Source organism: Halopseudomonas sp. SMJS2 (assembly GCF_029866945.1).
GTDB lineage: Bacteria > Pseudomonadota > Gammaproteobacteria > Pseudomonadales > Pseudomonadaceae > Halopseudomonas > Halopseudomonas bauzanensis.
This window is the reverse complement of sequence record NZ_CP123445.1, coordinates 645389-665783: the sequence shown is the minus strand read 5'-3', so window position 1 is coordinate 665783 and position 20395 is coordinate 645389. Positions and strand designations below refer to the sequence as shown.

Here is a 20395-nt window from a genome sequence, read left to right as displayed (position 1 = left end):
GGGGCTGTTATTTGATTCGGTATTCCGCGCTGCGGGCGTGCGCGGTCAGACTTTCGCCGCGAGCCAGCACCGAGGCCGTTTTCGCCAGTTCCGAGGCACCTTCCGGGGAGCAGAAGATCACCGAGGAGCGCTTCTGGAAGTCGTAGACGCCCAGTGGCGACGAGAACCGCGCGGTACCGGAGGTCGGCAGCACATGGTTCGGGCCGGCGCAATAATCGCCCAGCGCTTCGGGTGTGAAGCGGCCCATGAAGATGGCGCCGGCGTGACGGATCTGCGACAGCATGGCATCGGGGTCGGCGACCGACAGTTCGAGGTGCTCGGGGGCGATGCGGTTGGACAGCTCGCAGGCCTGCTCCAGGCTGTCGACCTTGATCAGCGCGCCGCGACTCTCCAGGGAGATACGGACCATGTCGCTGCGCTCCAGACTGCCCAGCAACTTGTTCAGACTGGCTTCGACCGCGTCGAGAAAATCCGCGTCCGGCGACAGCAGAATCGATTGGGCGTCTTCGTCATGCTCGGCCTGGGAGAACAGGTCCATGGCGATCCAGTCCGGATCGGTCTGGCCATCGCAGATCACCAGGATTTCCGAGGGGCCGGCGATCATGTCGATACCGACCTTGCCGAACACCGCGCGCTTGGCGGTCGCCACGTAGATATTGCCCGGGCCGACGATCTTGTCCACCCCGGGAATGCTGTCAGTGCCATAGGCCAGCGCGGCCACGGCTTGCGCGCCACCCACAGTGAATACCCGATCAACCCCGGCCAGACAGGCTGCAGCCAACACCAGCTCGTTGATATCGCCGCGCGGCGTCGGCACCACCATGACCACTTCGGGCACACCCGCGACCTTGGCGGGAATCGCGTTCATCAGCACCGACGAAGGATAGGACGCCTTGCCGCCCGGCACATAGAGGCCAACCCGATCCAGTGGCGTTACCTGCTGGCCAAGTACAGTGCCGTCAGCCTCGGTGTAGCGCCAGGAGTCCTGACGCTGATGCTCGTGGTAGAGCCGCACCCGCTCGGCGGCCACTTCCAGGGCCTGACGTTGTTCGGCGGTGATGCGATCGAGTGCCTGCTCCAGGCGGGCACGATCCAGGGTCAGATCGGCCATGCTGGCCACTTCGAGTCCGTCGAAGCGCGCGGTATATTCCACCACCGCCGCATCGCCACGGGCGCGTACGGCGGAGATGATTTCCTCGACCCGCTCGTTGACCGCCTTGTCAGACACACCTTCCCACGCCAGCAGCCCATCGAGATGATGGTTGAAATCGACCTGATTGATATCCAAACGGGCGATTTTCAACGGCGTGTTCATGGCGTATTCCTCAAGTGGGTTCGGGGTAGTGCTATCAGTTGGCGCGGCGCTCGACGGCCTCGGCCAACAGGTCAATCAGGCTCTTGATCCGGGCATGCTTCATCTTCATCGACGCCTTGTTGACGATCAGCCGGGAGCTGATGTCCGCAATCAGTTCCTGCGGCTCCAGGCCATTGGCCTTGAGCGTGTTGCCGGTATCGACCACATCAATGATCTTGTCCGCCAGGCCGACCAGTGGCGCCAGCTCCATGGAGCCGTACAATTTGATCAGCTCCACCTGGCGGCCCTGCTCTGCATAGTAACGGCGGGCGACGTTGACGAACTTGGTAGCTACCCGCAGGCGGCCCTTGGGCTCGGGCGTATTCACCGGGCCGGCCGTCATCAGCCGGCAGTTGGCAATCTTCAGATCCAGCGGTTCGTACAACCCCTGGCTGCCGTACTCCATGAGCACATCCTTGCCCGCCACGCCCAGATCGGCAGCGCCCTGCTCGACATAGGTCGGCACGTCAGTGGCGCGTACGATCAACAGCCGCACGTCCGGGTCGCTGGTGCTGAAGATCAGCTTGCGGCTCTTGTCCAGGTCTTCCACCGGCTCGATGCCAGCCAGCTTCAGCAGCGGCAGCGTGTCGTCCAGGATGCGGCCCTTGGACAGGGCGATGGTCAGGCTATTGCTCATGAAAATCCTCTCAAGCGGAAACGCGGCGGATACCGGCGCCAAGCATTTGCAGCTTTTCTTCGATGCATTCGTAACCACGATCGATGTGGTAGATCCGGTCAACCAGGGTGTCGCCATCAGCCCACAGGCCGGCGATTACCAGGCTGGCGGAGGCACGCAGGTCGGTCGCCATGACCGGCGCACCCTTGAGTCGCTCCACACCGGTAATGATGGCGGTGTTGCCCTCGACCTGAATCTGCGCGCCCATGCGGCTCATTTCCTGCACGTGCATGAAACGGTTCTCGAACACCGTCTCGATCACGGTACCGGTGCCCTCGGCCACGGCGTTCATGGCCATGAACTGCGCCTGCATGTCCGTCGGGAAGGCCGGGTAAGGCGCGGTGCGCAGGTTGACCGCGCGCGGACGGTTGCTCTTCATGTCCAGACTGACCCAGTTCTTGCCGGTATCGATCTGCGCGCCCGCTTCTTCCAGCTTCAGCAGGAAGGCCTCGAGAATCGACGGATCGGTATCCTTGAGCTTGACGCGGCCACGGGTGGCAGCGCCGGCGACCAGGAAAGTGCCGGTTTCGATACGGTCAGGCATCACCGAATAGGTGGCACCATGCAGGCGCTCTACGCCATCCACGGTGATGGTGTCGGTACCATGGCCGCGGATCTGCGCGCCCATGGCGATCAGGCATTCGGCCAGATCCACTACCTCGGGCTCCCGCGCAGCGTTCTGAATCACCGTCTGCCCACGGGCCAGGGTGGCCGCCATCAGGATGTTCTCGGTACCGGTGACACTCACGGTATCGAAGAAGTAATGTGCCCCGCGCAGGCCACCTTCCGGCGCCTTGGCCTTGATGTAACCACCTTCGACAGTGATCTCGGCACCCATGGCTTCCAGGCCACGGATATGCAGATCCACCGGCCGCGAGCCGATCGCGCAACCGCCGGGCAAGGCCACTTCGGCATAGCCGAAATGCGCGACCATCGGCCCCAGCACCAGGATGGAAGCGCGCATGGTCTTGACCAGCTCGTAAGGCGCCACCAGGGTGGTAATGCTGGTCGGGTTCACTTCCACGTTGAGCTTGTCGCCCACTACCGGCTGCACACCCATGCGACCGAACAGTTCGATCATGGTGGTGATGTCATGCAGGTGCGGCAGGTTGCAGATGGTGACGGCTTCGTCAGCCAACAGGGTGGCGGCCAGGATCGGCAGCGCAGAGTTCTTCGCGCCGGAAATGCGGATCTCGCCATCCAGGCGGTTACCGCCGGTGATCATCAATTTGTCCATACGGGTTCTCTCGTGCTGGGTCCGGTTACCGGTTGTCCCAGGCTTCGCGGGTAAAAAATTTCATGGTGACCGCATGGATGCTGCCATCGGCAATCGGGCCGTTGAGCAGCGCATAGACCTGCTGCTGACGCTTGACCGGCGACAGCGCCGCCAGTTCGTCACTGATCAGCAACAGCTGAAAGTTGCAGCCTTCGCCTTCCACTTCCACCTGTGTCTCGGGCAAATGCTGCTCCAGCAGCTTCTTTACTTCACTGGCCTGCATGGGGTATCTCCGTTGTGCTGCCATCGGCAGCAGAAAGTGTTTCCAGCCAATCATCCAGGCCGCAGACCGCCGCCATGCTCAGGAGGCCGGCCGGCAGCGCTGTGGCCTGCAGTTGAACCTGGCTCTGCTGCGCCGACCGAGCGGCAGACAACAATAGCGACAGGCCAACGCTGTTGATCCGGGTCACGCCGGACAGGTCAAGCACCACGCGTTTGCCGGCCGAGCTGGCCAGGAAGCTGTCGAGCGCCTCACGTACCGGGATGGCGCTGACGAAGTCCAGCTCGCCTTCCAGCCGCAGCCGCTCGCCGTCAGGTACCCAGCGCGCCGTCACTCGCCGGCCTCGTCTTCGACGATCTCGCGGGACTCGGCAACCACACTGCCCCAGTTGTCGATGACCGCATCCAGGTCATTGCGTTGGGCCTGCATGGCCTGGGCGAACTGGTCGCGGAACAGCAGGCCGATGTTGATGCCTTCGACGATCACGTTGCGCACTTTCCACTGGCCATCGATATTGGCCATGGTATAGGTCACCTTGTAGACGTTGCCATCATTGGCCTGCACTTCCATATCCACACTGGCACGCTGCTCAGACTGCTGCGAGCCCCGGGCCGGCGGCAGTACGGCGATCTTGCCGCTGTTGAATTCGAGCAGAGCATTGCCATAGAACTCGACCATGCTGCGCTTGAAGGTATCGATGAAGCGCTCCATCTGCTCATCCGAGGCACTGCGGCTGTAGCGTACGGTCATCACGCTGCGAGCGATGCCCTTGAAGTCGACCACCGGATCGAGGACCTCGTTGAGCCCTTCGAGAAAGGCGTTGGAATCCTGCTTGTACAGCTCGCGGTTGGAGTCCAGTACTTCCATGACCCGCACGGAGGTATCTTCCACTACCTGATGGGGTGTAGCCGCCGCAGCCTGAGCCAGCAGCGGCATGCTCAGCAACAGGGCCAGGCCCCACGTCATGACGTTGCGCATAGTTTTCTCCTGTTAGTCGTCTTTGCTGACGGTATTGAGCAAGAAACGTCCGATCAGTTCCTCAAGCACCAGCGCCGACTGGGTATCGAGGATCTCGTCACCATCAGCCAGCACCAGTTCATCTCCGCCAACGGAGATGCCAATGTATTTCTCACCGAGCAAACCGGCGGTGACGATCGATGCGGTACTGTCCGCCGGCAGGGTGTCGACATCAGAGTTGATCGACATCTCGACCAAGCCGGTGTAACGGTTCTTGTCAAAGGTGATGCGTTTGACCTGGCCAATGGTCACACCGGCCATGGTTACCTTGGAGCGAGCGGTCAGGCCGGACACGTTGTCGAAGTGGGCATAGACCGTATAGGTGTCGCCACTGGTGGTCAGGGTCAGACCGCTGACACGCAGGGCAAGTATCAGCAGGGCCAGCAATCCGGCCAGGATGAACAGGCCGACAGTCAATTCCAGTTTACGGGTGCGCATGGCAGTTTCCTTGGCTGATCAAAACATCAAAGCGGTGAGAATGAAATCCAGGCCCAGCACGGCCAGGGAGGCATAGACAACAGTACGGGTGGTGGCCCGGCTGATGCCCTCGGACGTCGGCTCGCAATCGTAGCCCTGGAATACCGCGATCCAGGTCACCACGACGGCAAATACCAGGGATTTGATCATCCCGTTAAGCACGTCCGCACTGAAGAGTACCGAGTTCTGCATATTGGACCAGTAGGAGCCGGAATAGATGCCCAGCCAATCCACGGCCACCATGGCGCCGCCCCAGATGCCGACCACACAGAAGATCAGCGACAGCAGCGGCATGGAAATGAAGCCCGCCCACAGTCTAGGGGCGACTACATATTTGAGCGGGTCGACACCGATCATTTCCAGGCTGGAGAGCTGTTCGGTGGCCTTCATCAGGCCGATCTCGGCGGTCAGCGCCGAACCGGCCCGGCCGGCAAACAACAGCGCGGTCACCACCGGCCCCAGTTCACGCAGCAGGGTCAACGCCACCATCTGCCCGACCGCCTGCTCGGAGCCGTAGTCCTTGAGGATGTTGTAACCCTGCAGTGCCAGCACCATGCCGATGAACACCCCCGAAACGGTGATGATCGCCAGCGACAGCACGCCCACGGCATACAATTGCTTGAGCAGCAGGCCAAAGGGATTGCCGAAGTTGGAACGTCCGGCCAGCGCCTGATACAGGAAGATGCCGGACCGGCCAATGGCCGCGACCAGATTCAGGCCGGATCGCCCCAACAGGGTCACCCGATTTGCAAGAATACTCACGCCTTGCGCTCCTTCTGCAGTAGTTCATCCACATAATCCGTGGCAGGAAAGTGGAACGGCACCGGGCCGTCCGGCTCGCCCTGCATGAACTGACGGATGCGCGGGTTATCGGAGTTCATCAACTCATCGGGCTCGCCGTGGCCCAGCACCTGGCCATCACCCACCACATAGAGGTAGTCGGCGATACTGGCGGTTTCCGCCAGATCGTGGGATACCACAATGCTGGTCAGCCCCAGTGCGTCGTTGAGCAGGCGGATCAACCGCACCAGTACGCCCATGGAAATAGGGTCCTGGCCGACGAAGGGCTCGTCGTACATCATCAGCTCGGGGTCCAGGGCGATAGCGCGGGCCAATGCGACGCGCCGCTTCATACCACCGGACAGTTCGTCGGGCATCAACTGCGTGGCACCACGCAGGCCGACGGCCTGGAGTTTCAGCAGGACGATATCGCGGATCATGTCTTCCGGCAGTTGAGTGTGCACTCGCAGCGGGAATGCGACGTTCTCGAACACGTTCAGGTCGGTAAACAGTGCCCCACTCTGGAACAGCATGCCCATATGCTGGCGTGCGGCAAACAGCTCCTCACGGCCCAGCTGGGGAATGTTCTGTCCATTGACGAGAATGGCGCCGCTGTCAGGGCGCAGTTGCGCACCGATCAGGCGCAGCAAGGTGGTCTTACCGCAGCCCGAAGGCCCCATGATGCCGGTAATCTTGCCGCGGGGGATCCGGATGTCTACATTATTGAAGATAGTCCGCTCACCCCGGGTGAAGGTTACCTGCTGCAGATCGACGATAAAATCCGATGATTCGGGCATAGTTATAGGCGGCCTTACCTGTTAACCGGCGCAATGACGGAAAAATGAACGGGGTAATATACCAGTTCCGCCGTTGCAGCCCAAGCTGCATGGGTTTCATTTGTTTTCCACCAGAAAAGCGCAGCAACAACACAGATGAGCCGCCCGCCACAAAACGTTATACTCAGCGCTGACCGAAAACAGATATCAAAGCCCATGCCAGAATTCGATTACACCGCATCAGCGCAACGCACCATCCGTATGGAACGTGACGCCGTCGACAGCCTGCTTACCCGGCTCGAAGGCCACTTCGATACTGCCTGCGCCACTCTCATCCAGTGTTCGGGGCGCATTGTCGTTACCGGCATGGGCAAATCCGGGCATGTCGGTCGCAAGATTGCCGCCACCCTGGCCAGCACCGGCTCCCCGGCGTTTTTCGTGCATCCAGGCGAAGCCAGTCACGGCGACATGGGCATGATCACCCGTGATGATGTGGTCATCGCCCTGTCCAACTCGGGCAATACCGCTGAAGTGGTTACCCTGCTGCCGCTGATCAAGCGCCTGGGCATTCCCATGATCAGCATTACCGGCAACCCCGATTCGACACTGGCCCGCGCCGCCGTTGCCAACCTGAACACCGGCGTCGAGCAGGAAGCCTGCCCGCTGAACCTGGCCCCCACCTCCAGCACTACCACTGCATTGGTGATGGGCGACGCCCTGGCCATTGCCCTGCTGGAAGCCCGCGGCTTCAGCGCCGAGGATTTCGCTTTCTCGCACCCCGGCGGCAGCCTCGGTCGCCGCCTGCTGCTGTTGGTGGATGACATCATGCACAGCGGCCCACAGATGCCGCTGGTATCGCCCGACACGCCCCTGCGCGATGCGCTGCTGGAAATGACCCGCAAGGGTCTGGGGTTGACCGGCATCACCGATGGCGAAGGCCGGCTTGCCGGAATCTTCACCGACGGTGACCTGCGCCGCACCCTGGACCAGGACATCGATATCCGCAACGCCCGCATCGAGCAGGTGATGACGCCGCGCTGCAAGACCGCCCGCCAGGGTGTATTGGCCGCCGAGGCACTGAAAATCATGGAAGACGGCAAGATCAGCGGCCTGTTCGTGGTCGATGCCGACGGCAAGCCGGTCGGTGCCCTGAACATGCATGATCTGCTACGCGCGGGGGTGGTATGAACAACGAGCTGCTCGAACGCGCCCGTCATATCCGCCTGGCGATCTTCGACGTCGATGGCGTGCTGACCGACGGTCGTCTGTACTTCATGCCTGACGGCACCGAATTCAAATCCTTCAATACTCTGGATGGCCACGGCATCAAAATGCTGATCGCCTCCGGAGTGCAGACTGCGATCATCAGCGGCCGCAACTCGCCGCTGGTGGAACGCCGCGCCGCCAACCTGGGTATCCAGCACCTGATCCAGGGGCGCGAGGACAAGCTCACCGCACTGGCCGAGTTGCGCGCCCTGGTGCCAGTGGAAATGGAGCAGATCGCCTTTCTCGGCGATGACCTGCCGGATCTGCCGGTCATGCGCCGCGTCGGCCTCGGCATGGCCGTGGGCACCGCGGATACCTTCGTGCGCCAGCATGCCCACGGCGTGACCAGCAATGCCGGCGGCGCCGGCGCGGCGCGGGAGTTCTGCGAACTGATCATGCGCGCCCAGGGCACCCTGGAAAGCGCCCAGGCAGCTTACCTGTGAAGATCCCACGTTATCTGGTTACCGGCGGCATTGTCCTGCTCGCCGTGGCACTGGCGTTGGCGGTGGGTTACTGGAACATCCGCCCAGCCAGTTTCACGCCACAGGTGATTCAGGACCCGCTGCAGCCCGATTTCTTCATGGACAATGCCCGGATCCGCCAGCTCGACGCCAATGGCCAGCCGGTATATGACCTGGACAGTGTACGTGCCGCGCACCAGGTCGGTGACGACGTGACCGAACTGGATGACCCAAAACTGCTGTATTACCGCGAAGGCGAGCAGCAGCCCTGGGATGTGCAGGCCCGCTACGGCGAAGTCAGCGCTGGGGGGGATCGGGTGGACCTGAGCCAGAACGTAGTGATTGAACAGCAGTTGACGGGCCAGCCACTGCGGCGCCTGTCGACGCCGGCCCTGAGCATCTTCCCCCACCGGCATTTTGCCGAAACTGACCGGAGCGTCAGAATCGAGGCCGCCAACGGCGTGACCACAGCCACCGGTATGGAAGCGAATTTCAATGACGGCACCATCAAGCTGCTGTCCAACGTAAGAGGCGAACATGAAGCCCTTTAGAATCCTCTGCCTGGCCCTGCTGACGGGTGCGGCCACGCCAGTGCTGGCCCTGCCCGACGATGCCAATCAGCCGATCCGCATCCAGGCCAATGCCGCCACCCTGGACGATCGTCGCAGCACCGCCGTGTATACCGGCAACGTCATCATCACCCAGGGCAGCATGCGCCTGACCGGCAATCGCGTGACCCTGACCACCAACGACGCCGGCGACGTCAGCAAGGTCGTCTCGGTGGGCTCGCCTGCCACTTACCGGCAGCAGCCCGAAGCGGACGGCAGTCCAGTGGACGCGCGGGCCCAGACCATCGAATACCACGCCGCCGCCAATCGCGTGGTCCTGATCGACCAGGCCTTCCTCGAACAATCCGGCAATACCTTCCAGGGCCAGCGTGTCAGCTATGACATCGAGCGCCAGGTGGTAGACGCCGGTCGAGCCGATGCCGCCGAAGGGGAGTCCGCCGAGCGCATCGAGATAATCATCCAGCCACGCAAGCGTACCGAGCCGGCAACCAATGACGAAACTTGAAGCACGCCACCTGGCCAAAGCCTACAAATCGCGCAAGGTAGTACAGGATGTATCCCTGTCGATCAGGAGTGGCGAGGTGGTCGGCCTGCTCGGCCCCAACGGCGCCGGCAAGACCACCTGCTTCTATATGATCGTCGGCCTGGTCAAGGCAGACCAGGGCAGCATTCTGATCAATGACCAGGATGTCACCCGCCTGCCGATGCACGGCCGGGCGCGCCAGGGCATCGGCTACCTGCCGCAGGAAGCCTCCATTTTTCGCAAGCTCAGCGTCGCGGACAACATCATGGCGATTCTGGAAACCCGCCCGGACCTGAACCGCCAGGGCCGCGAAGGCAAACTGGATTCCCTGCTGCGTGAATTCCATATCCATCACCTGCGTGATAGCGCCGGCATGAGCCTGTCCGGTGGAGAGCGACGCCGCGCTGAAATTGCCCGCGCACTGGCGACCGATCCGCAGTTCATTCTGCTCGACGAACCTTTCGCCGGGGTCGATCCGATCTCGGTCAATGATATCAAGCAGATCATCCAGCACCTCAAGGACAAGGGCATCGGCGTACTGATAACCGACCATAACGTGCGGGAGACTCTGGATATCTGCGACAAGGCGTATATCGTCAATGACGGCCATATCATCGCCGAAGGTGACGCCGAGGAAGTGCTCGCCAACCAGCTGGTACGCGATGTGTATCTGGGCCATGCCTTCCGTTTGTAAAAGCCCAACGGAATGAGGCATGCTGGCCATGTTTTTGGTTGTCTCTCAATGGCTTAAACAGCGCACAAGGTAAACCGCAACACTATGAAACCAACGCTCGTCCTCAAAATGGGGCAGCAGCTGACCATGACTCCACAGCTGCAGCAAGCCATTCGGCTGCTTCAGCTGTCCAGCCTGGATCTGCAGCAGGAAGTGCAGGAAGCACTGGAAGCCAATCCCATGTTGGAGCTGGCCGACGACGGCGATGATGATTTCAGCCCCAGTGCGAGCGATACCGCTGGCAACGACGATGCCCCCGCCACGGCCCTGCCCGAGCCCGTTGAGCTGGAGGCCATTGACCAGCACAGCCACGGCGAAGAAGAAGGCAACTGGAACGAGCAGATTCCCAACGAATTGCCGGTCGACACCCAGTGGGAGGATATCTATCAGACCTCTGCCAGCTCCCTGCCCAGTTCAGATGATGAAGACTGGGACTTTACCGCGCGCACCGGCACTGGCGAGACCCTGCAGAGCCACCTTGAGTGGCAACTCAATTTGCTGCCGTTGTCGGACACCGACTATCAGATCGCTATCGCCCTGATCGATGGCATCAACGCCGATGGCTATCTGGAAGAATCCCTGGAAGACATTCTGACCTCCCTCGACCCAGCCCTCGAAGTGGAGCTGGATGAGGTCGAGATGGTGCTGCACCGGATTCAGCAGTTCGAGCCGACCGGTGTTGGCGCCCGCAACCTGAGCGAATGCCTGCACCTGCAGTTACAGCAGTTACCCGACACCACGCCCATGCTGGAGCAGGCCAAACGTGTGGTCCGCGACCACCTGGAGCTGCTCGGCAGCCGCGATTTCGCCCAGTTGATGCGCCGCTCCCGGCTGAAGGAGGATCAGCTGCGCGAGGTGGTGGAGCTGATCCAGACGCTGAACCCACGCCCCGGCGGCGAGATCGCCTCCGGTGAAGCAGAATATGTGATTCCCGATGTCATCGTGCGGCGGGACCAGAACCGCTGGATCGTCGAGCTGAACCAGGAGGCTGCGCCCAAGGTCCGGGTCAACAGCCAATACGCCTCCATGGTCAAGCGAGCTGACAGCAGCAACGACAACACCTACCTGCGCAACCATCTGCAGGAAGCGCGCTGGTTCATCAAGAGCCTGCAGAGCCGCAACGAGACGTTGATGAAGGTCGCAACCCAGATCGTCGAGCATCAGCGCGGCTTTCTCGAACATGGCGAAGAAGCCATGAAACCGCTGGTACTGCACGACATCGCCGAAGCCGTGGGCATGCATGAGTCGACCATCTCCCGGGTGACCACACAGAAATTCATGCATACGCCGCGGGGCATCTTCGAGCTCAAGTATTTCTTCTCCAGCCATGTCAGCACCAGCGAGGGCGGCGAGTTCTCCTCCACCGCCATCCGGGCGCTGATCAAGAAGCTGGTCGCGGCGGAAAACCCGAAGAAACCATTGAGTGACAGCAAGATCGCTGGTCTACTTGAGGAACAGGGCATCCATGTCGCGCGACGGACCATCGCCAAGTACCGCGAGTCCCTCAACATAGCGCCATCCAGCGAGAGGAAACGTCTGGTCTGAATCAATTGTTGAATCAATGAAATCGGCAACGAGAAGTGGCACCATGGGAGTCACCAAAAACGGTACTCCGGTTTATCAAGCCAATCAGGAGAAGTGTTATGCAAATGAACATCACTGGTCTTCAGCTCGATATCACCGACGCACTACGTGATTACGTTACCGAAAAAATGGCCCGTCTCGAGCGGCATTTCGACAAGATCATCAGCGTTCAGATCACCCTGGAGGTGGACAAGCTTCGGCAGAAAGCTGAAGGTGCCCTACATATTGCCGGCAACGACCTGGTTGCCGAGGCGGAGCATACCGACATGTATGCCGCCATCGACCTGCTGGCCGACCGTCTGGATCGCCAGTTGATCAAACACAAGGAAAAACACATTGGTCGCCAGCAAGGCGTCAATGACCGGTAAGGCTTTAAAGCAGCGAACTCATGCAGATAGATAACGTACTCACCCCCCAGCTTACTTTCACCAGTGTGCCGGGGGGCTCTAAGAAACGGGTGCTGGAAATGATCGGTGATATGGTCGCCCAGCACACCGATCTGGACTCCGATGCCATTTATGAAAGCCTGATCGCCCGGGAAAAACTCGGGTCGACCGGCTTCGGCAATGGCATCGCCATTCCCCATTGCCGACTGGAGCAGTGCACCCATGCCATCGGTGCCTTGCTGCAGCTCGACAGCAAGATCGATTTCGACTCTCTGGATGGTGAGCCGGTCGATCTGATTTTCGTCCTGCTGGTGCCCCATGAGGCCACCGAGCAGCATTTGCAGATACTCAAGATGCTGGCCGAGAAACTTGACCAGGAAGATTTGCGCGAGGCCCTGCGACAGGCGCCGGATGCAGAGACCCTGTATCGGGTCATGGTTGGCACCAGCGGAGGCTGATACTGATGCGCCTGGTTGTAGTCAGCGGACGATCCGGATCCGGCAAAAGTACCGCTCTGCACCTCCTGGAAGACAATGGTTTCTATTGCATCGACAACCTTCCGGCAGGCCTGCTGCCGGAGTTGGCCCGGCAGGCCAACAATACCGACCTGAGCCTGCCCAAGGTCGCCATCAGCATCGATGCCCGCAACCTGCCCAGTGATCTCGAGCGCTTCCCGGACCTGCTCAAGCAGGTCCGGGACGCTGGTATTCACTGCGATGTGTTGTTTCTTGCCGCAACCGATGAGGTACTGATCAAGCGCTTCTCGGAAACTCGCCGCAAGCACCCGTTGACCGACGGCAACTTGTCCCTCGGCGAAGCCATCGCGGCCGAACTGAAGCTACTCGAACCCATCATCGACCTGGCCAGCCTGAAGATCGACACCAGTCACCTGACGCTCTATCAGCTACGCGACCTGCTCAAGCAGCGTCTGCTCAGCAGCCAGAGCAACAGTCCGTCGATCCTGATCCAGTCGTTCGGTTTCAAACGCGGCGTGCCGGTGGATGCCGATCTGGTATTCGACGTGCGCTGCCTGCCCAATCCCTACTGGAAGCCCGACCTGCGGCCGTTTTCCGGCAAGGACCAGCAGATCCGCGATTACCTGGACGCCGAACCCGATGTTCAGGACATGTACCAGGACATCTTCTATTTTCTGCAGAAGTGGCTGCCGCGCTATGCCGCTGGTGAGCGCAGCTACATGAGCATCGGCATCGGCTGCACCGGCGGTCATCACCGCTCGGTATATATCGCCGAACGTCTGGTCAGGGAGCTCAGTGTGCACTCCTCCAACCTGCTCATCCGCCACCGGGACCTGCCATGACCCAACTGACCAAACGCGTGTGCATCATCAACAAACTCGGCCTGCATGCCCGGGCAGCCGCCAAGTTTGTCAATGTGGCCAAGCAGCACGAGTGCAGCGTCAGGGTCGGTGGCGATGAGCAACAGATGGTCGACGGCAAGAGCATCATGCAAGTGATGATGCTGGCCGCCAGCAAGGGCAGCGAGATCTGCATCAGCTGTGAAGGCGAGCATGCCGAACAGGCCATGGCGGAACTGATCGGGCTGATCAATGACTACTTTGGTGAAGGCGAGTAGCGCAGCCAGGGCCTGTCAGCAGGCAAGCCCGCTAACAGGCGTTAAAGACCGACTCTACGCCCCGCCCACCGTCATGCCATCCACCAGCCAGCTGCCGGTCAGGTAGTTGCCGCGACGCTCGATATCCGAGCCGACGCAGCGCAGGTTGGCGAACATGTCCTTCAGATTGCCGGCGATGGTCACTTCCCGCACCGGGTGGCTGATCACGCCGTTTTCCACCCAGAAACCACCGGCTCCTCGTGAATAGTCGCCAGTAACGCCATTGACGCCCTGCCCCATCAGCTCGGTGACCAGCAGGCCAGTGCCCATTTCCCGCAGCAGCGCCGGCAAGTCACCGGCGTTGGAATTGATATGCAGGTTATGCACACCGCCGGCATTGGCGGTGCTGGCCAGCTTCAGCCGGCGGGCCGAGTAGGTGCTCAGCACCCAGCTCTGCAACACGCCCTGCTGAATGAAACTCTGCGCCCGGGTCGCCAGGCCGTCGCCGTCGAAACCGGCACTGCCCAGCGCCTGCAGCAGGTGTGGACGCTCATCGATGGTGACCCACTCGGGAAATACCTGAGTACCCATGGCATCCAGCAGGAAGGTGGACTGACGGTAAACCGCGCCGCCGGAAATCGATCCGACCAGACTGCCAAGCAGACCGGCCGCCTGATCAGCGGCAAACAGTACCGGCACCTTGGCGGTTTTCACCGGCTTGGCGCCCAGCCGTGCCAGTGCCCGCTCAGCAGCCTTCTGCCCCAGGGCTTGCGGGCCCAGCAGCCGCTCGGCCTTGCGATCCACCGTATACCAGTAGTCACGCTGCATACCGTCTTCAGTATTGACGATCAGGACCGCCGAGGCGCTGTGCCGGGTTCCCAGCGAGCTGCCGATGAAACCGTGGCTGTTGCCGTAGACCCGACAACCCTGCTGGCTGCTGAGGTTGGCGCTGTCACTGCTCAACCGCGGATCCATTGCCAACGCCGCCGCCTCGCAGCTCAATGCCCGCTCGATGGCCGCATCAGCATCCAGCGCCCAGGGATGATACAGATCCAGGTCCGGGATATCCCTCGCCATCAGTGCGGCATCGGCCAGGCCGGAATAACTGTCAGGTGAGGTATTGCGAGCGATCGCCAGGGCCGCCTCGACCGCCGAGCGAATCGCCTCGTCGGACGTATCCGAGGTACTGGCCGAGCCCTTGCGCTGGCCCAGATACAGGCTGATGCCGAAGCCCCGGTCCCGGTTCAGTTCCACCGTTTCAACTTCACCGCGGCGCACGCCAACGGACAAGCCAGTGTTCTGACTGACCGCCACCTCGCAGGCCGAAGCACCTTGCCGACGGGCCTCATCGAGAATGAATGCCACGCGCTGCTCGAGCTGCTGGCATAGGGCGCTGGGGTCGTCATCGTGCTGGACAGGAAGCTGTTCGGTCATGTGATCTCCTTGTAGGCGGCCATTGTACCCCGGACAGCCGCCCTGTGAACGGGTATCATGACGCCTTGAACAGAACCGGTGAACGGGCAGCAAACCATGACAGATTTTCCTGAAGAACACGACAATGACGAGCTGGATGATGAGAAGAGCAAGAGTCAGGTCAAACGCGAAATGCACGCCATGCAGGAGCTCGGGCGCCGACTGACCGAACTCAAGCCTCACCAGTTGGAAAAGCTCAACCTCACCGATGAGATGCGCAAGGCGTTGGACGAGGCCCACCGCCACACCGCCCGAGGCGCGCTGAAGCGGCACCTCAGCTTCGTCGGCAAGCTGATGCGGGATCAAGATGTGGAAGCAATCGAGGCTTACCTCGCTCGACTCGATAGCAGCAGCCAGGCCCATGCCCAGTTCTTCCATCAAATGGAGCGTTGGCGCGACCGGCTGCTGACTGGCAAGCCGGACGAACAGCAGGCCTTCATGGAAGCCTACCCCGATGCCGATCGGCAAACCATCCGCCAATTGGTGCGTCAGGCCGGCAAGGAAGCAGCCGAAGGCAAGCCGCCGGCCGCTTCGCGCAAACTGTTCAAGCTGATCCGTGAGGTCGTCGAAAACGCGGAATAACCCGCGGCAGCATGTAATGGCGATCTGTGGCTGATGTGCTAGGTTCAAATAGAACATCAAGCCACAGGACCTGCCGTGAATATCGCCACGCCACTCCCCCGCCTGGAAAACCTGCTACCGCCTGATCACGACAATGAATATCAGCAGTTGCTTGATGGGCTCCTGCAACCCCAGGCACGCATCAATCCAAAATACTTCTACGATGACACCGGCTGCGAGCTGTTTACCCGCATCTGCGAGCTTGAGGAGTACTACCCGACCCGCACCGAGGCGGCGATCTTCGAGCGCTGCGCGGATGACATCAGCTTGGCGCTGGTCAATCACGCCCAATGGATTGACCTGGGCTGCGGCGACTGCAGCAAGTCACGCCGCTGGCTGCAACATATCGCCCCTGCCAGGCTGATCGGCGTCGATATTGCCGGCGACTTTCTGCAGAGCTGTCTGGCCGATATTGCCCATGATCATCCGGAGTTGGAATGCATCGGCGTAGTCAGCGATTTCACCCGTCGTCTCGATCTGGCCGAATTGCTTGCCGAAGACTGCGCCAGTCCGCCGGTGTTCTTCTATCCCGGCTCATCAATCGGCAACTTCACCCGCCCCGATGCTTTGCGCCTGTTGCGCTGCATTCGTCAGCAGTGCGGTGCTCGCGGGCAACTACTGATCGGCATCGACCTGGTGAAACCCAGCCCTATTCTGGAAGCGGCCTATGATGACGCCGAGGGCGTGACCGCCGCGTTCAATCTGAACGTGCTGAGCGTGGTCAACCAGCTGCTGCATGCCGATTTCGAACCGGCCAACTTCGTCCATCAGGCAGTCTATGACCGCGAGCAGAATCGGATCGAGATGCGTCTGGTAGCAAAACACCCGCATCGTGTTCGGCTGGGCCACACCGAGCGGCACTTTCACAGGGGCGAATATATCCTCACCGAGTATTCACACAAATACACTACCGATGGCTTCAGCGCCCTGCTGGCCGAGGCCGGGTTCCATTGTCAGCACCTGTGGACCGATCCGCAGCAATGGTTCGGTGTGTTTCTGGCGGAGTCTTGAGATGACCCAGCAACCACCCCACACCGAAGCCGCCGTGCTGCTGTCCCGCTACCGTCAGGTGCGCGACCGCAGCCTGAACCTGATCGAAGGGCTGACGCCGGAGGATTGCCAACTGCAATCCATCGCCGAAGCCAGTCCGCTCAAATGGCATCTGGCCCATACCAGCTGGTTTTTCGAGACGTTCATCCTGGCGGCACTGGCCCAGCCACCAGCGCCCTTCGATCCCGCTTTCAAGGTGCTGTTCAATTCCTACTATGTCGGCGTTGGTGACCGCCACGCACGACCGGAACGAGGGATGCTGTCACGGCCCACGCTGGAGCAGGTGTTGGCCTATCGCAGCCACGTCGATCAGCACATGCAACAAGCCCTCGCCGCAGCGGAGATGCCTGCCGAGCAGGTCGCACTGGTCGAGCTTGGTTTGAATCATGAGCAGCAGCATCAGGAATTGATGCTGACCGATTTGAAACACCACTTTTCCCGTAATCCGTTGTTTCCGGCATGGCGGGAGACCGGTGATGATCAACGTGCAGGCTCTGGTGCAACTGCTGAGCGGCTGCACTGCAACGGTGGTCTGGTGGATATTGGTCATGCCGGCCGCGGGTTCTGTTATGACAACGAATTGCCGCGCCACCGCGTCTGGCTGGAGCCGTTTTCCCTGGCCAGCCGCAATGTGACCAACGGCGAGTACCTGGCCTTTATCCGTGACGGCGGCTATCAGCGCTCCGAGTTGTGGCTGTCCGACGGCTGGGATCAGGTTTGCAGCGAAGGTTGGCATGCGCCGTTGTATTGGCAGCACCACGACGCCGGCTGGCAGGTCTTTACCCTGCATGGGCTGCAGCCGCTGAACGAAGATGCGACCCTCAGCCATGTGAGCTTTTATGAAGCGGATGCCTACGCCCGCTGGGCCGGCGCTCGCCTGCCTACCGAAGCGGAATGGGAATATGCCGCTTCCGAGGAGCAGCGGCTGGAAGGTCTGTTCGACGAGGTCTGGCAATGGTGCAACAGCGCCTACCTGCCCTACCCCGGCTTCCAGCCTGCTGCCGGAGCGGTTGGCGAATATAACGGCAAGTTCATGATCAACCAGATGGTCCTGCGCGGCGGCTCGCTGGCCACGCCAACAGGACATGGCCGGGCTTCGTATCGCAACTTCTTTCCGGCATGGGCGCGGTGGCAGTTCAGTGGGGTGCGGTTGGCTTGGGATAGCGTTTAGTCGATTGTTCGTTGATGGCTTGGGGCGGCTTGCGGGGTGGGGCCGAGCCGGTGGAGGCAATGCGGACACGCCGTGAATACATCCATGTAGGCTCGCGATTGCCATCCCTGGCAATCGACGGTCCGCACTACCTCCACCGGCTCAGCCCTTACCTACATCGAAGCTGCTGCTGGTAAAAGCAAAAGCAAGTCTGGATAACCCGTCGCCCTGTCACTAATGACGTAAAAAATCTATCAGCGTGCATATAGTTGGCAAGTGCGTAGCCGGCTGGCCTTGACCGGACCGTGTGGTGGCCAGGGAAGGCCACCACACGAGCGCCCATGGACGGCTCGAGCGGGTCCGGTCAGGGCCAGCCGGCTATGCACCGACACAGAACCAGCCGCACCACACAACAAAAAAGCCGCCCCCGGCAACCGGGAGCGGCTTCGCAGATCACTCAACGCGAGGCTATCAGTAGCCCAGCGAGAAGCTCTCTTCGTCCATATCCATCAGGTTCGCAGAACCGGACAGCATGGCTTCAACGTGGGTGCGGGTACGCGGCAGGATGCGCTGGTAGTAGAAACGCGCGGTCTGCAGCTTGGCCTTGTAGAAGGCAGCATCGCCTTCGCCGGCAGCCAGTTTCTCGGCCGCTACGCGAGCCATGTCGGCCCAGAAGTAGGCCAGGCAGACGTAACCGGAGTACATCAGGTAATCCACCGAGGCGGCACCGACCATCTCGCGGTCCTTCATGGCAGCCATGCCGACCTTCATGGTCAGGTCAGCCCATTCCTTGTTCAGGGTCGCCAGCGGGCCGACGAACTCCTGAATGGTCTCGTTGCCTTCCTGGCCTTTGCAGAACTTGTGCACGATCTTGGTGAAGTTCTGCAGGGTCGCGCCCTGGGTCATCAGTACTTTGCGGCCCAGCAGGTCCAGCGCCTGGATGCCGGTGGTGCCTTCGTACAGCATGGAGATGCGCGAATCACGCACGTTCTGCTCCATGCCCCACTCGGAAATGAAGCCATGGCCGCCGTAGATTTGCACGCCATGGTTGGCCGCTTCGAAGCCGACTTCGGTCATGAACGCCTTGGCGATCGGGGTCAGGAAGGCCAGCAGGGAATCAGCGTGCTTCTTCTGCTCTTCGTCGGTGCTGCGCTTGATGATGTCGACCTGCTGGGCAGCGAAGTACACCATGGCGCGGTTGCCTTCGGCGAAGGCTTTCATGGTCAGCAGCATGCGGCGCACGTCCGGATGCACGATGATCGGGTCGGCGGGCTTTTCCGGGGCTTTCGGGCCGGTCAGAGCACGCATTTGCAGACGCTCACGGGCGTACTTGATGCCACCCTGGAAGGCGACTTCGGCATGGGCCAGGCCCTGCAGGGCGGTGCCCAGGCGTGCGGTGTTCATGAAGGTGAACATGCAGTTCAGGCCTTTGTTCGGCGGCCCGATCAAAAAGCCGGTGGCGCCGTCGAAGTTCATCACGCAGGTGGCGTTACCGTGGATACCCATCTTGTGTTCCAGCGAACCACAGCTGACACCGTTACGCTCGCCGTTCTCGCCAGCAGCGTTCGGCAGAACCTTGGGCACGATGAACAGTGAAATACCCTTGGTGCCGGCCGGTGCATCGGGCAGGCGAGCGAGTACGATGTGGACGATGTTCTCGGCCATGTCATGCTCACCGGAGGAGATGAAGATCTTGGTACCGGAAATCTTGTAGCTGCCATCGCTGGCCGGCTCGGCCTTGGTGCGCAGCATGCCCAGGTCGGTGCCGCAATGGGGTTCGGTCAGGCACATGGTGCCGGTCCACTGGCCGGATACCAGCTTGGTCAGGTAGACCTGCTTCTGCTCGTCGGTGCCGTGGGCTTCGATGGTGTTCATCGCGCCGTGGGACAGGCCGGGGTACATGCCCCAGGACCAGTTGGCCTGGCCAACCATTTCACTGACGGCCAGTCCCAGGGAGTCGGGCAGGCCCTGGCCGCCGTACTCGGGGTCCAGCGACAGGCTCGGCCAGCCGCCTTCGACGAACTGCTCGTAGGCTTCCTTGAAGCCGGTCGGCGTCTTCACGCCCTCGGGGGACCAGGTGCAGCCTTCGGTGTCACCGACGCGGTTCAGCGGGGCGATGACCTGTTCACAGAACTTGGCACCTTCCTCGAGAATGGCACTGACCATGTCGGGAGTAGCATCTTCGCATCCCGGCAGACTGCTGTAATGTTCTTCATAACCCAGTACTTCGTCGCGAACAAAACGGATGTCACGCAGGGGAGCCTTGTATTCTGGCATGGTACTGACCTCAACGATTATTTCAGGATTCGGGACGGCGACGAGCCACAGGGCCCATTCAAACGCGTGTTTGAAACTTACGTTTCAGCCACAGCAATGTCAAGCCCCGCCGGATGAAAAACCGGGGAACATGGTGAAGTTCGAGATTAGCAGT

The 20395-nt window shown here is 61.0% G+C and carries 24 protein-coding genes; 13 read left to right on the top strand and 11 right to left on the bottom strand.

Annotation, left to right across the window (positions count from 1 at the left end; genetic code table 11):
- Positions 1 to 7: 7 nt before the first annotated feature.
- The 9 genes from hisD to QAO71_RS03185 are packed head-to-tail and all read right to left on the bottom strand — an operon-like array spanning position 8 to position 6597.
- Complete coding sequence (gene hisD / locus QAO71_RS03225; RefSeq protein WP_280165220.1) at positions 8 to 1315, bottom strand: histidinol dehydrogenase; 1308 nt, start codon at positions 1313 to 1315, stop codon at positions 8 to 10.
- Positions 1316 to 1349: 34 nt separating this feature from the next.
- The gene (gene hisG, locus QAO71_RS03220) at positions 1350 to 1991 is read right to left on the bottom strand and encodes an ATP phosphoribosyltransferase (RefSeq protein ID WP_036992779.1); all 642 of its coding nucleotides are present in this window, start codon (positions 1989 to 1991) and stop codon (positions 1350 to 1352) included.
- Positions 1992 to 2001: 10 nt separating this feature from the next.
- Entirely contained in the window at positions 2002 to 3267 is a 1266-nt protein-coding gene (gene murA / locus QAO71_RS03215) for a UDP-N-acetylglucosamine 1-carboxyvinyltransferase (RefSeq protein WP_280165219.1), read from the bottom strand.
- A gap of 25 nt (positions 3268 to 3292) precedes the next feature.
- A complete protein-coding gene (locus QAO71_RS03210) occupies positions 3293 to 3529 on the bottom strand; it encodes a BolA family protein (RefSeq protein WP_036992782.1) in 237 nt (78 codons plus the stop codon).
- Entirely contained in the window at positions 3516 to 3860 is a 345-nt protein-coding gene (locus QAO71_RS03205; protein ID WP_051611352.1) for an STAS domain-containing protein, read from the bottom strand. Before QAO71_RS03205 ends, QAO71_RS03210 begins: the two co-directional genes overlap by 14 nt.
- On the bottom strand, positions 3857 to 4504 hold the full coding sequence (locus QAO71_RS03200; RefSeq protein ID WP_036992784.1) for an ABC transporter substrate-binding protein: 648 nt from the start codon (positions 4502 to 4504) through the stop codon (positions 3857 to 3859). The genes QAO71_RS03205 and QAO71_RS03200 overlap by 4 nt, the downstream gene beginning before the upstream one ends.
- 12 nt (positions 4505 to 4516) lie before the next feature.
- A complete protein-coding gene (mlaD, locus tag QAO71_RS03195) occupies positions 4517 to 4981 on the bottom strand; it encodes an outer membrane lipid asymmetry maintenance protein MlaD (RefSeq protein ID WP_036992786.1) in 465 nt (154 codons plus the stop codon).
- Between the two features lie 18 nt (positions 4982 to 4999).
- Positions 5000 to 5782, bottom strand: a complete 783-nt coding sequence (mlaE, locus tag QAO71_RS03190) for a lipid asymmetry maintenance ABC transporter permease subunit MlaE (protein ID WP_036992788.1) — start codon at positions 5780 to 5782, stop codon at positions 5000 to 5002.
- The gene (locus QAO71_RS03185; protein ID WP_036992789.1) at positions 5779 to 6597 is read right to left on the bottom strand and encodes an ATP-binding cassette domain-containing protein; all 819 of its coding nucleotides are present in this window, start codon (positions 6595 to 6597) and stop codon (positions 5779 to 5781) included. The genes mlaE and QAO71_RS03185 overlap by 4 nt, the downstream gene beginning before the upstream one ends.
- Positions 6598 to 6792: 195 nt before the next feature.
- On the opposite strand from QAO71_RS03185, the gene QAO71_RS03180 reads away from it, so the two are divergent.
- The 10 genes from QAO71_RS03180 (at position 6793) to QAO71_RS03135 (ending at position 13691) form a co-directional block, all read left to right on the top strand.
- The gene (locus QAO71_RS03180) at positions 6793 to 7764 is read left to right on the top strand and encodes a KpsF/GutQ family sugar-phosphate isomerase (RefSeq protein ID WP_036992791.1); all 972 of its coding nucleotides are present in this window, start codon (positions 6793 to 6795) and stop codon (positions 7762 to 7764) included.
- Complete coding sequence (locus tag QAO71_RS03175) at positions 7761 to 8285, top strand: HAD family hydrolase (RefSeq protein ID WP_036992792.1); 525 nt, start codon at positions 7761 to 7763, stop codon at positions 8283 to 8285. Before QAO71_RS03180 ends, QAO71_RS03175 begins: the two co-directional genes overlap by 4 nt.
- Complete coding sequence (gene lptC, locus QAO71_RS03170; protein ID WP_169304577.1) at positions 8282 to 8854, top strand: LPS export ABC transporter periplasmic protein LptC; 573 nt, start codon at positions 8282 to 8284, stop codon at positions 8852 to 8854. Before QAO71_RS03175 ends, lptC begins: the two co-directional genes overlap by 4 nt.
- Complete coding sequence (gene lptA / locus QAO71_RS03165) at positions 8841 to 9377, top strand: lipopolysaccharide transport periplasmic protein LptA (protein ID WP_036992793.1); 537 nt, start codon at positions 8841 to 8843, stop codon at positions 9375 to 9377. The genes lptC and lptA overlap by 14 nt, the downstream gene beginning before the upstream one ends.
- Entirely contained in the window at positions 9364 to 10089 is a 726-nt protein-coding gene (gene lptB / locus QAO71_RS03160; RefSeq protein WP_036992795.1) for an LPS export ABC transporter ATP-binding protein, read from the top strand. Before lptA ends, lptB begins: the two co-directional genes overlap by 14 nt.
- A gap of 84 nt (positions 10090 to 10173) precedes the next feature.
- On the top strand, positions 10174 to 11673 hold the full coding sequence (locus tag QAO71_RS03155; RefSeq protein ID WP_036992797.1) for an RNA polymerase factor sigma-54: 1500 nt from the start codon (positions 10174 to 10176) through the stop codon (positions 11671 to 11673).
- Between the two features lie 98 nt (positions 11674 to 11771).
- Positions 11772 to 12080 carry a ribosome-associated translation inhibitor RaiA gene (gene raiA, locus QAO71_RS03150; RefSeq protein ID WP_280165218.1) on the top strand — a complete coding sequence of 103 codons (309 nt, stop codon included), beginning with the start codon at positions 11772 to 11774 and terminating at the stop codon, positions 12078 to 12080.
- Positions 12081 to 12100: 20 nt separating this feature from the next.
- Complete coding sequence (gene ptsN / locus QAO71_RS03145) at positions 12101 to 12556, top strand: PTS IIA-like nitrogen regulatory protein PtsN (protein ID WP_280165217.1); 456 nt, start codon at positions 12101 to 12103, stop codon at positions 12554 to 12556.
- Positions 12557 to 12561: 5 nt separating this feature from the next.
- Entirely contained in the window at positions 12562 to 13416 is an 855-nt protein-coding gene (gene rapZ, locus QAO71_RS03140) for an RNase adapter RapZ (protein ID WP_036992804.1), read from the top strand.
- A complete protein-coding gene (locus tag QAO71_RS03135; RefSeq protein WP_280165216.1) occupies positions 13413 to 13691 on the top strand; it encodes an HPr family phosphocarrier protein in 279 nt (92 codons plus the stop codon). The genes rapZ and QAO71_RS03135 overlap by 4 nt, the downstream gene beginning before the upstream one ends.
- Positions 13692 to 13745: 54 nt before the next feature.
- Here QAO71_RS03135 and pmbA read toward each other — a convergent pair whose 3' ends face one another.
- On the bottom strand, positions 13746 to 15104 hold the full coding sequence (gene pmbA, locus QAO71_RS03130) for a metalloprotease PmbA (protein ID WP_280165215.1): 1359 nt from the start codon (positions 15102 to 15104) through the stop codon (positions 13746 to 13748).
- Positions 15105 to 15200: 96 nt separating this feature from the next.
- On the opposite strand from pmbA, the gene yjgA reads away from it, so the two are divergent.
- The 3 genes from yjgA (at position 15201) to egtB (ending at position 17985) form a co-directional block, all read left to right on the top strand.
- Positions 15201 to 15725 carry a ribosome biogenesis factor YjgA gene (gene yjgA / locus QAO71_RS03125; protein WP_136869060.1) on the top strand — a complete coding sequence of 175 codons (525 nt, stop codon included), beginning with the start codon at positions 15201 to 15203 and terminating at the stop codon, positions 15723 to 15725.
- 75 nt (positions 15726 to 15800) lie between these two features.
- Complete coding sequence (egtD, locus tag QAO71_RS03120; RefSeq protein ID WP_280165214.1) at positions 15801 to 16775, top strand: L-histidine N(alpha)-methyltransferase; 975 nt, start codon at positions 15801 to 15803, stop codon at positions 16773 to 16775.
- Between the two features lies 1 nt (position 16776).
- On the top strand, positions 16777 to 17985 hold the full coding sequence (gene egtB, locus QAO71_RS03115; RefSeq protein ID WP_280165213.1) for an ergothioneine biosynthesis protein EgtB: 1209 nt from the start codon (positions 16777 to 16779) through the stop codon (positions 17983 to 17985).
- 450 nt (positions 17986 to 18435) lie between these two features.
- Here the strand turns inward: egtB and QAO71_RS03110 are convergent, their stop codons facing one another.
- On the bottom strand, positions 18436 to 20241 hold the full coding sequence (locus tag QAO71_RS03110; protein ID WP_280165212.1) for a phenylacyl-CoA dehydrogenase: 1806 nt from the start codon (positions 20239 to 20241) through the stop codon (positions 18436 to 18438).
- Positions 20242 to 20395 lie beyond the last annotated feature (154 nt).

What these genes read in the sequence shown, in the direction of transcription:
- QAO71_RS03135 (WP_280165216.1), top strand. Translation starts at nt 13,413, where the DNA reads ATGACCCAACTGACCAAACGCGTGTGCATCATCAACAAACTCGGCCTG.
- hisG (WP_036992779.1), bottom strand. Translation starts at nt 1,991, where the DNA reads ATGAGCAATAGCCTGACCATCGCCCTGTCCAAGGGCCGCATCCTGGAC.
- rapZ (WP_036992804.1), top strand. Translation starts at nt 12,562, where the DNA reads ATGCGCCTGGTTGTAGTCAGCGGACGATCCGGATCCGGCAAAAGTACC.
- murA (WP_280165219.1), bottom strand. Translation starts at nt 3,267, where the DNA reads ATGGACAAATTGATGATCACCGGCGGTAACCGCCTGGATGGCGAGATC.
- ptsN (WP_280165217.1), top strand. Translation starts at nt 12,101, where the DNA reads ATGCAGATAGATAACGTACTCACCCCCCAGCTTACTTTCACCAGTGTG.
- raiA (WP_280165218.1), top strand. Translation starts at nt 11,772, where the DNA reads ATGCAAATGAACATCACTGGTCTTCAGCTCGATATCACCGACGCACTA.
- QAO71_RS03210 (WP_036992782.1), bottom strand. Translation starts at nt 3,529, where the DNA reads ATGCAGGCCAGTGAAGTAAAGAAGCTGCTGGAGCAGCATTTGCCCGAG.
- yjgA (WP_136869060.1), top strand. Translation starts at nt 15,201, where the DNA reads ATGACAGATTTTCCTGAAGAACACGACAATGACGAGCTGGATGATGAG.
- pmbA (WP_280165215.1), bottom strand. Translation starts at nt 15,104, where the DNA reads ATGACCGAACAGCTTCCTGTCCAGCACGATGACGACCCCAGCGCCCTA.
- egtB (WP_280165213.1), top strand. Translation starts at nt 16,777, where the DNA reads ATGACCCAGCAACCACCCCACACCGAAGCCGCCGTGCTGCTGTCCCGC.
- lptB (WP_036992795.1), top strand. Translation starts at nt 9,364, where the DNA reads ATGACGAAACTTGAAGCACGCCACCTGGCCAAAGCCTACAAATCGCGC.
- hisD (WP_280165220.1), bottom strand. Translation starts at nt 1,315, where the DNA reads ATGAACACGCCGTTGAAAATCGCCCGTTTGGATATCAATCAGGTCGAT.
- QAO71_RS03155 (WP_036992797.1), top strand. Translation starts at nt 10,174, where the DNA reads ATGAAACCAACGCTCGTCCTCAAAATGGGGCAGCAGCTGACCATGACT.
- QAO71_RS03175 (WP_036992792.1), top strand. Translation starts at nt 7,761, where the DNA reads ATGAACAACGAGCTGCTCGAACGCGCCCGTCATATCCGCCTGGCGATC.
- mlaD (WP_036992786.1), bottom strand. Translation starts at nt 4,981, where the DNA reads ATGCGCACCCGTAAACTGGAATTGACTGTCGGCCTGTTCATCCTGGCC.
- QAO71_RS03110 (WP_280165212.1), bottom strand. Translation starts at nt 20,241, where the DNA reads ATGCCAGAATACAAGGCTCCCCTGCGTGACATCCGTTTTGTTCGCGAC.
- QAO71_RS03185 (WP_036992789.1), bottom strand. Translation starts at nt 6,597, where the DNA reads ATGCCCGAATCATCGGATTTTATCGTCGATCTGCAGCAGGTAACCTTC.
- QAO71_RS03200 (WP_036992784.1), bottom strand. Translation starts at nt 4,504, where the DNA reads ATGCGCAACGTCATGACGTGGGGCCTGGCCCTGTTGCTGAGCATGCCG.
- QAO71_RS03180 (WP_036992791.1), top strand. Translation starts at nt 6,793, where the DNA reads ATGCCAGAATTCGATTACACCGCATCAGCGCAACGCACCATCCGTATG.
- lptA (WP_036992793.1), top strand. Translation starts at nt 8,841, where the DNA reads ATGAAGCCCTTTAGAATCCTCTGCCTGGCCCTGCTGACGGGTGCGGCC.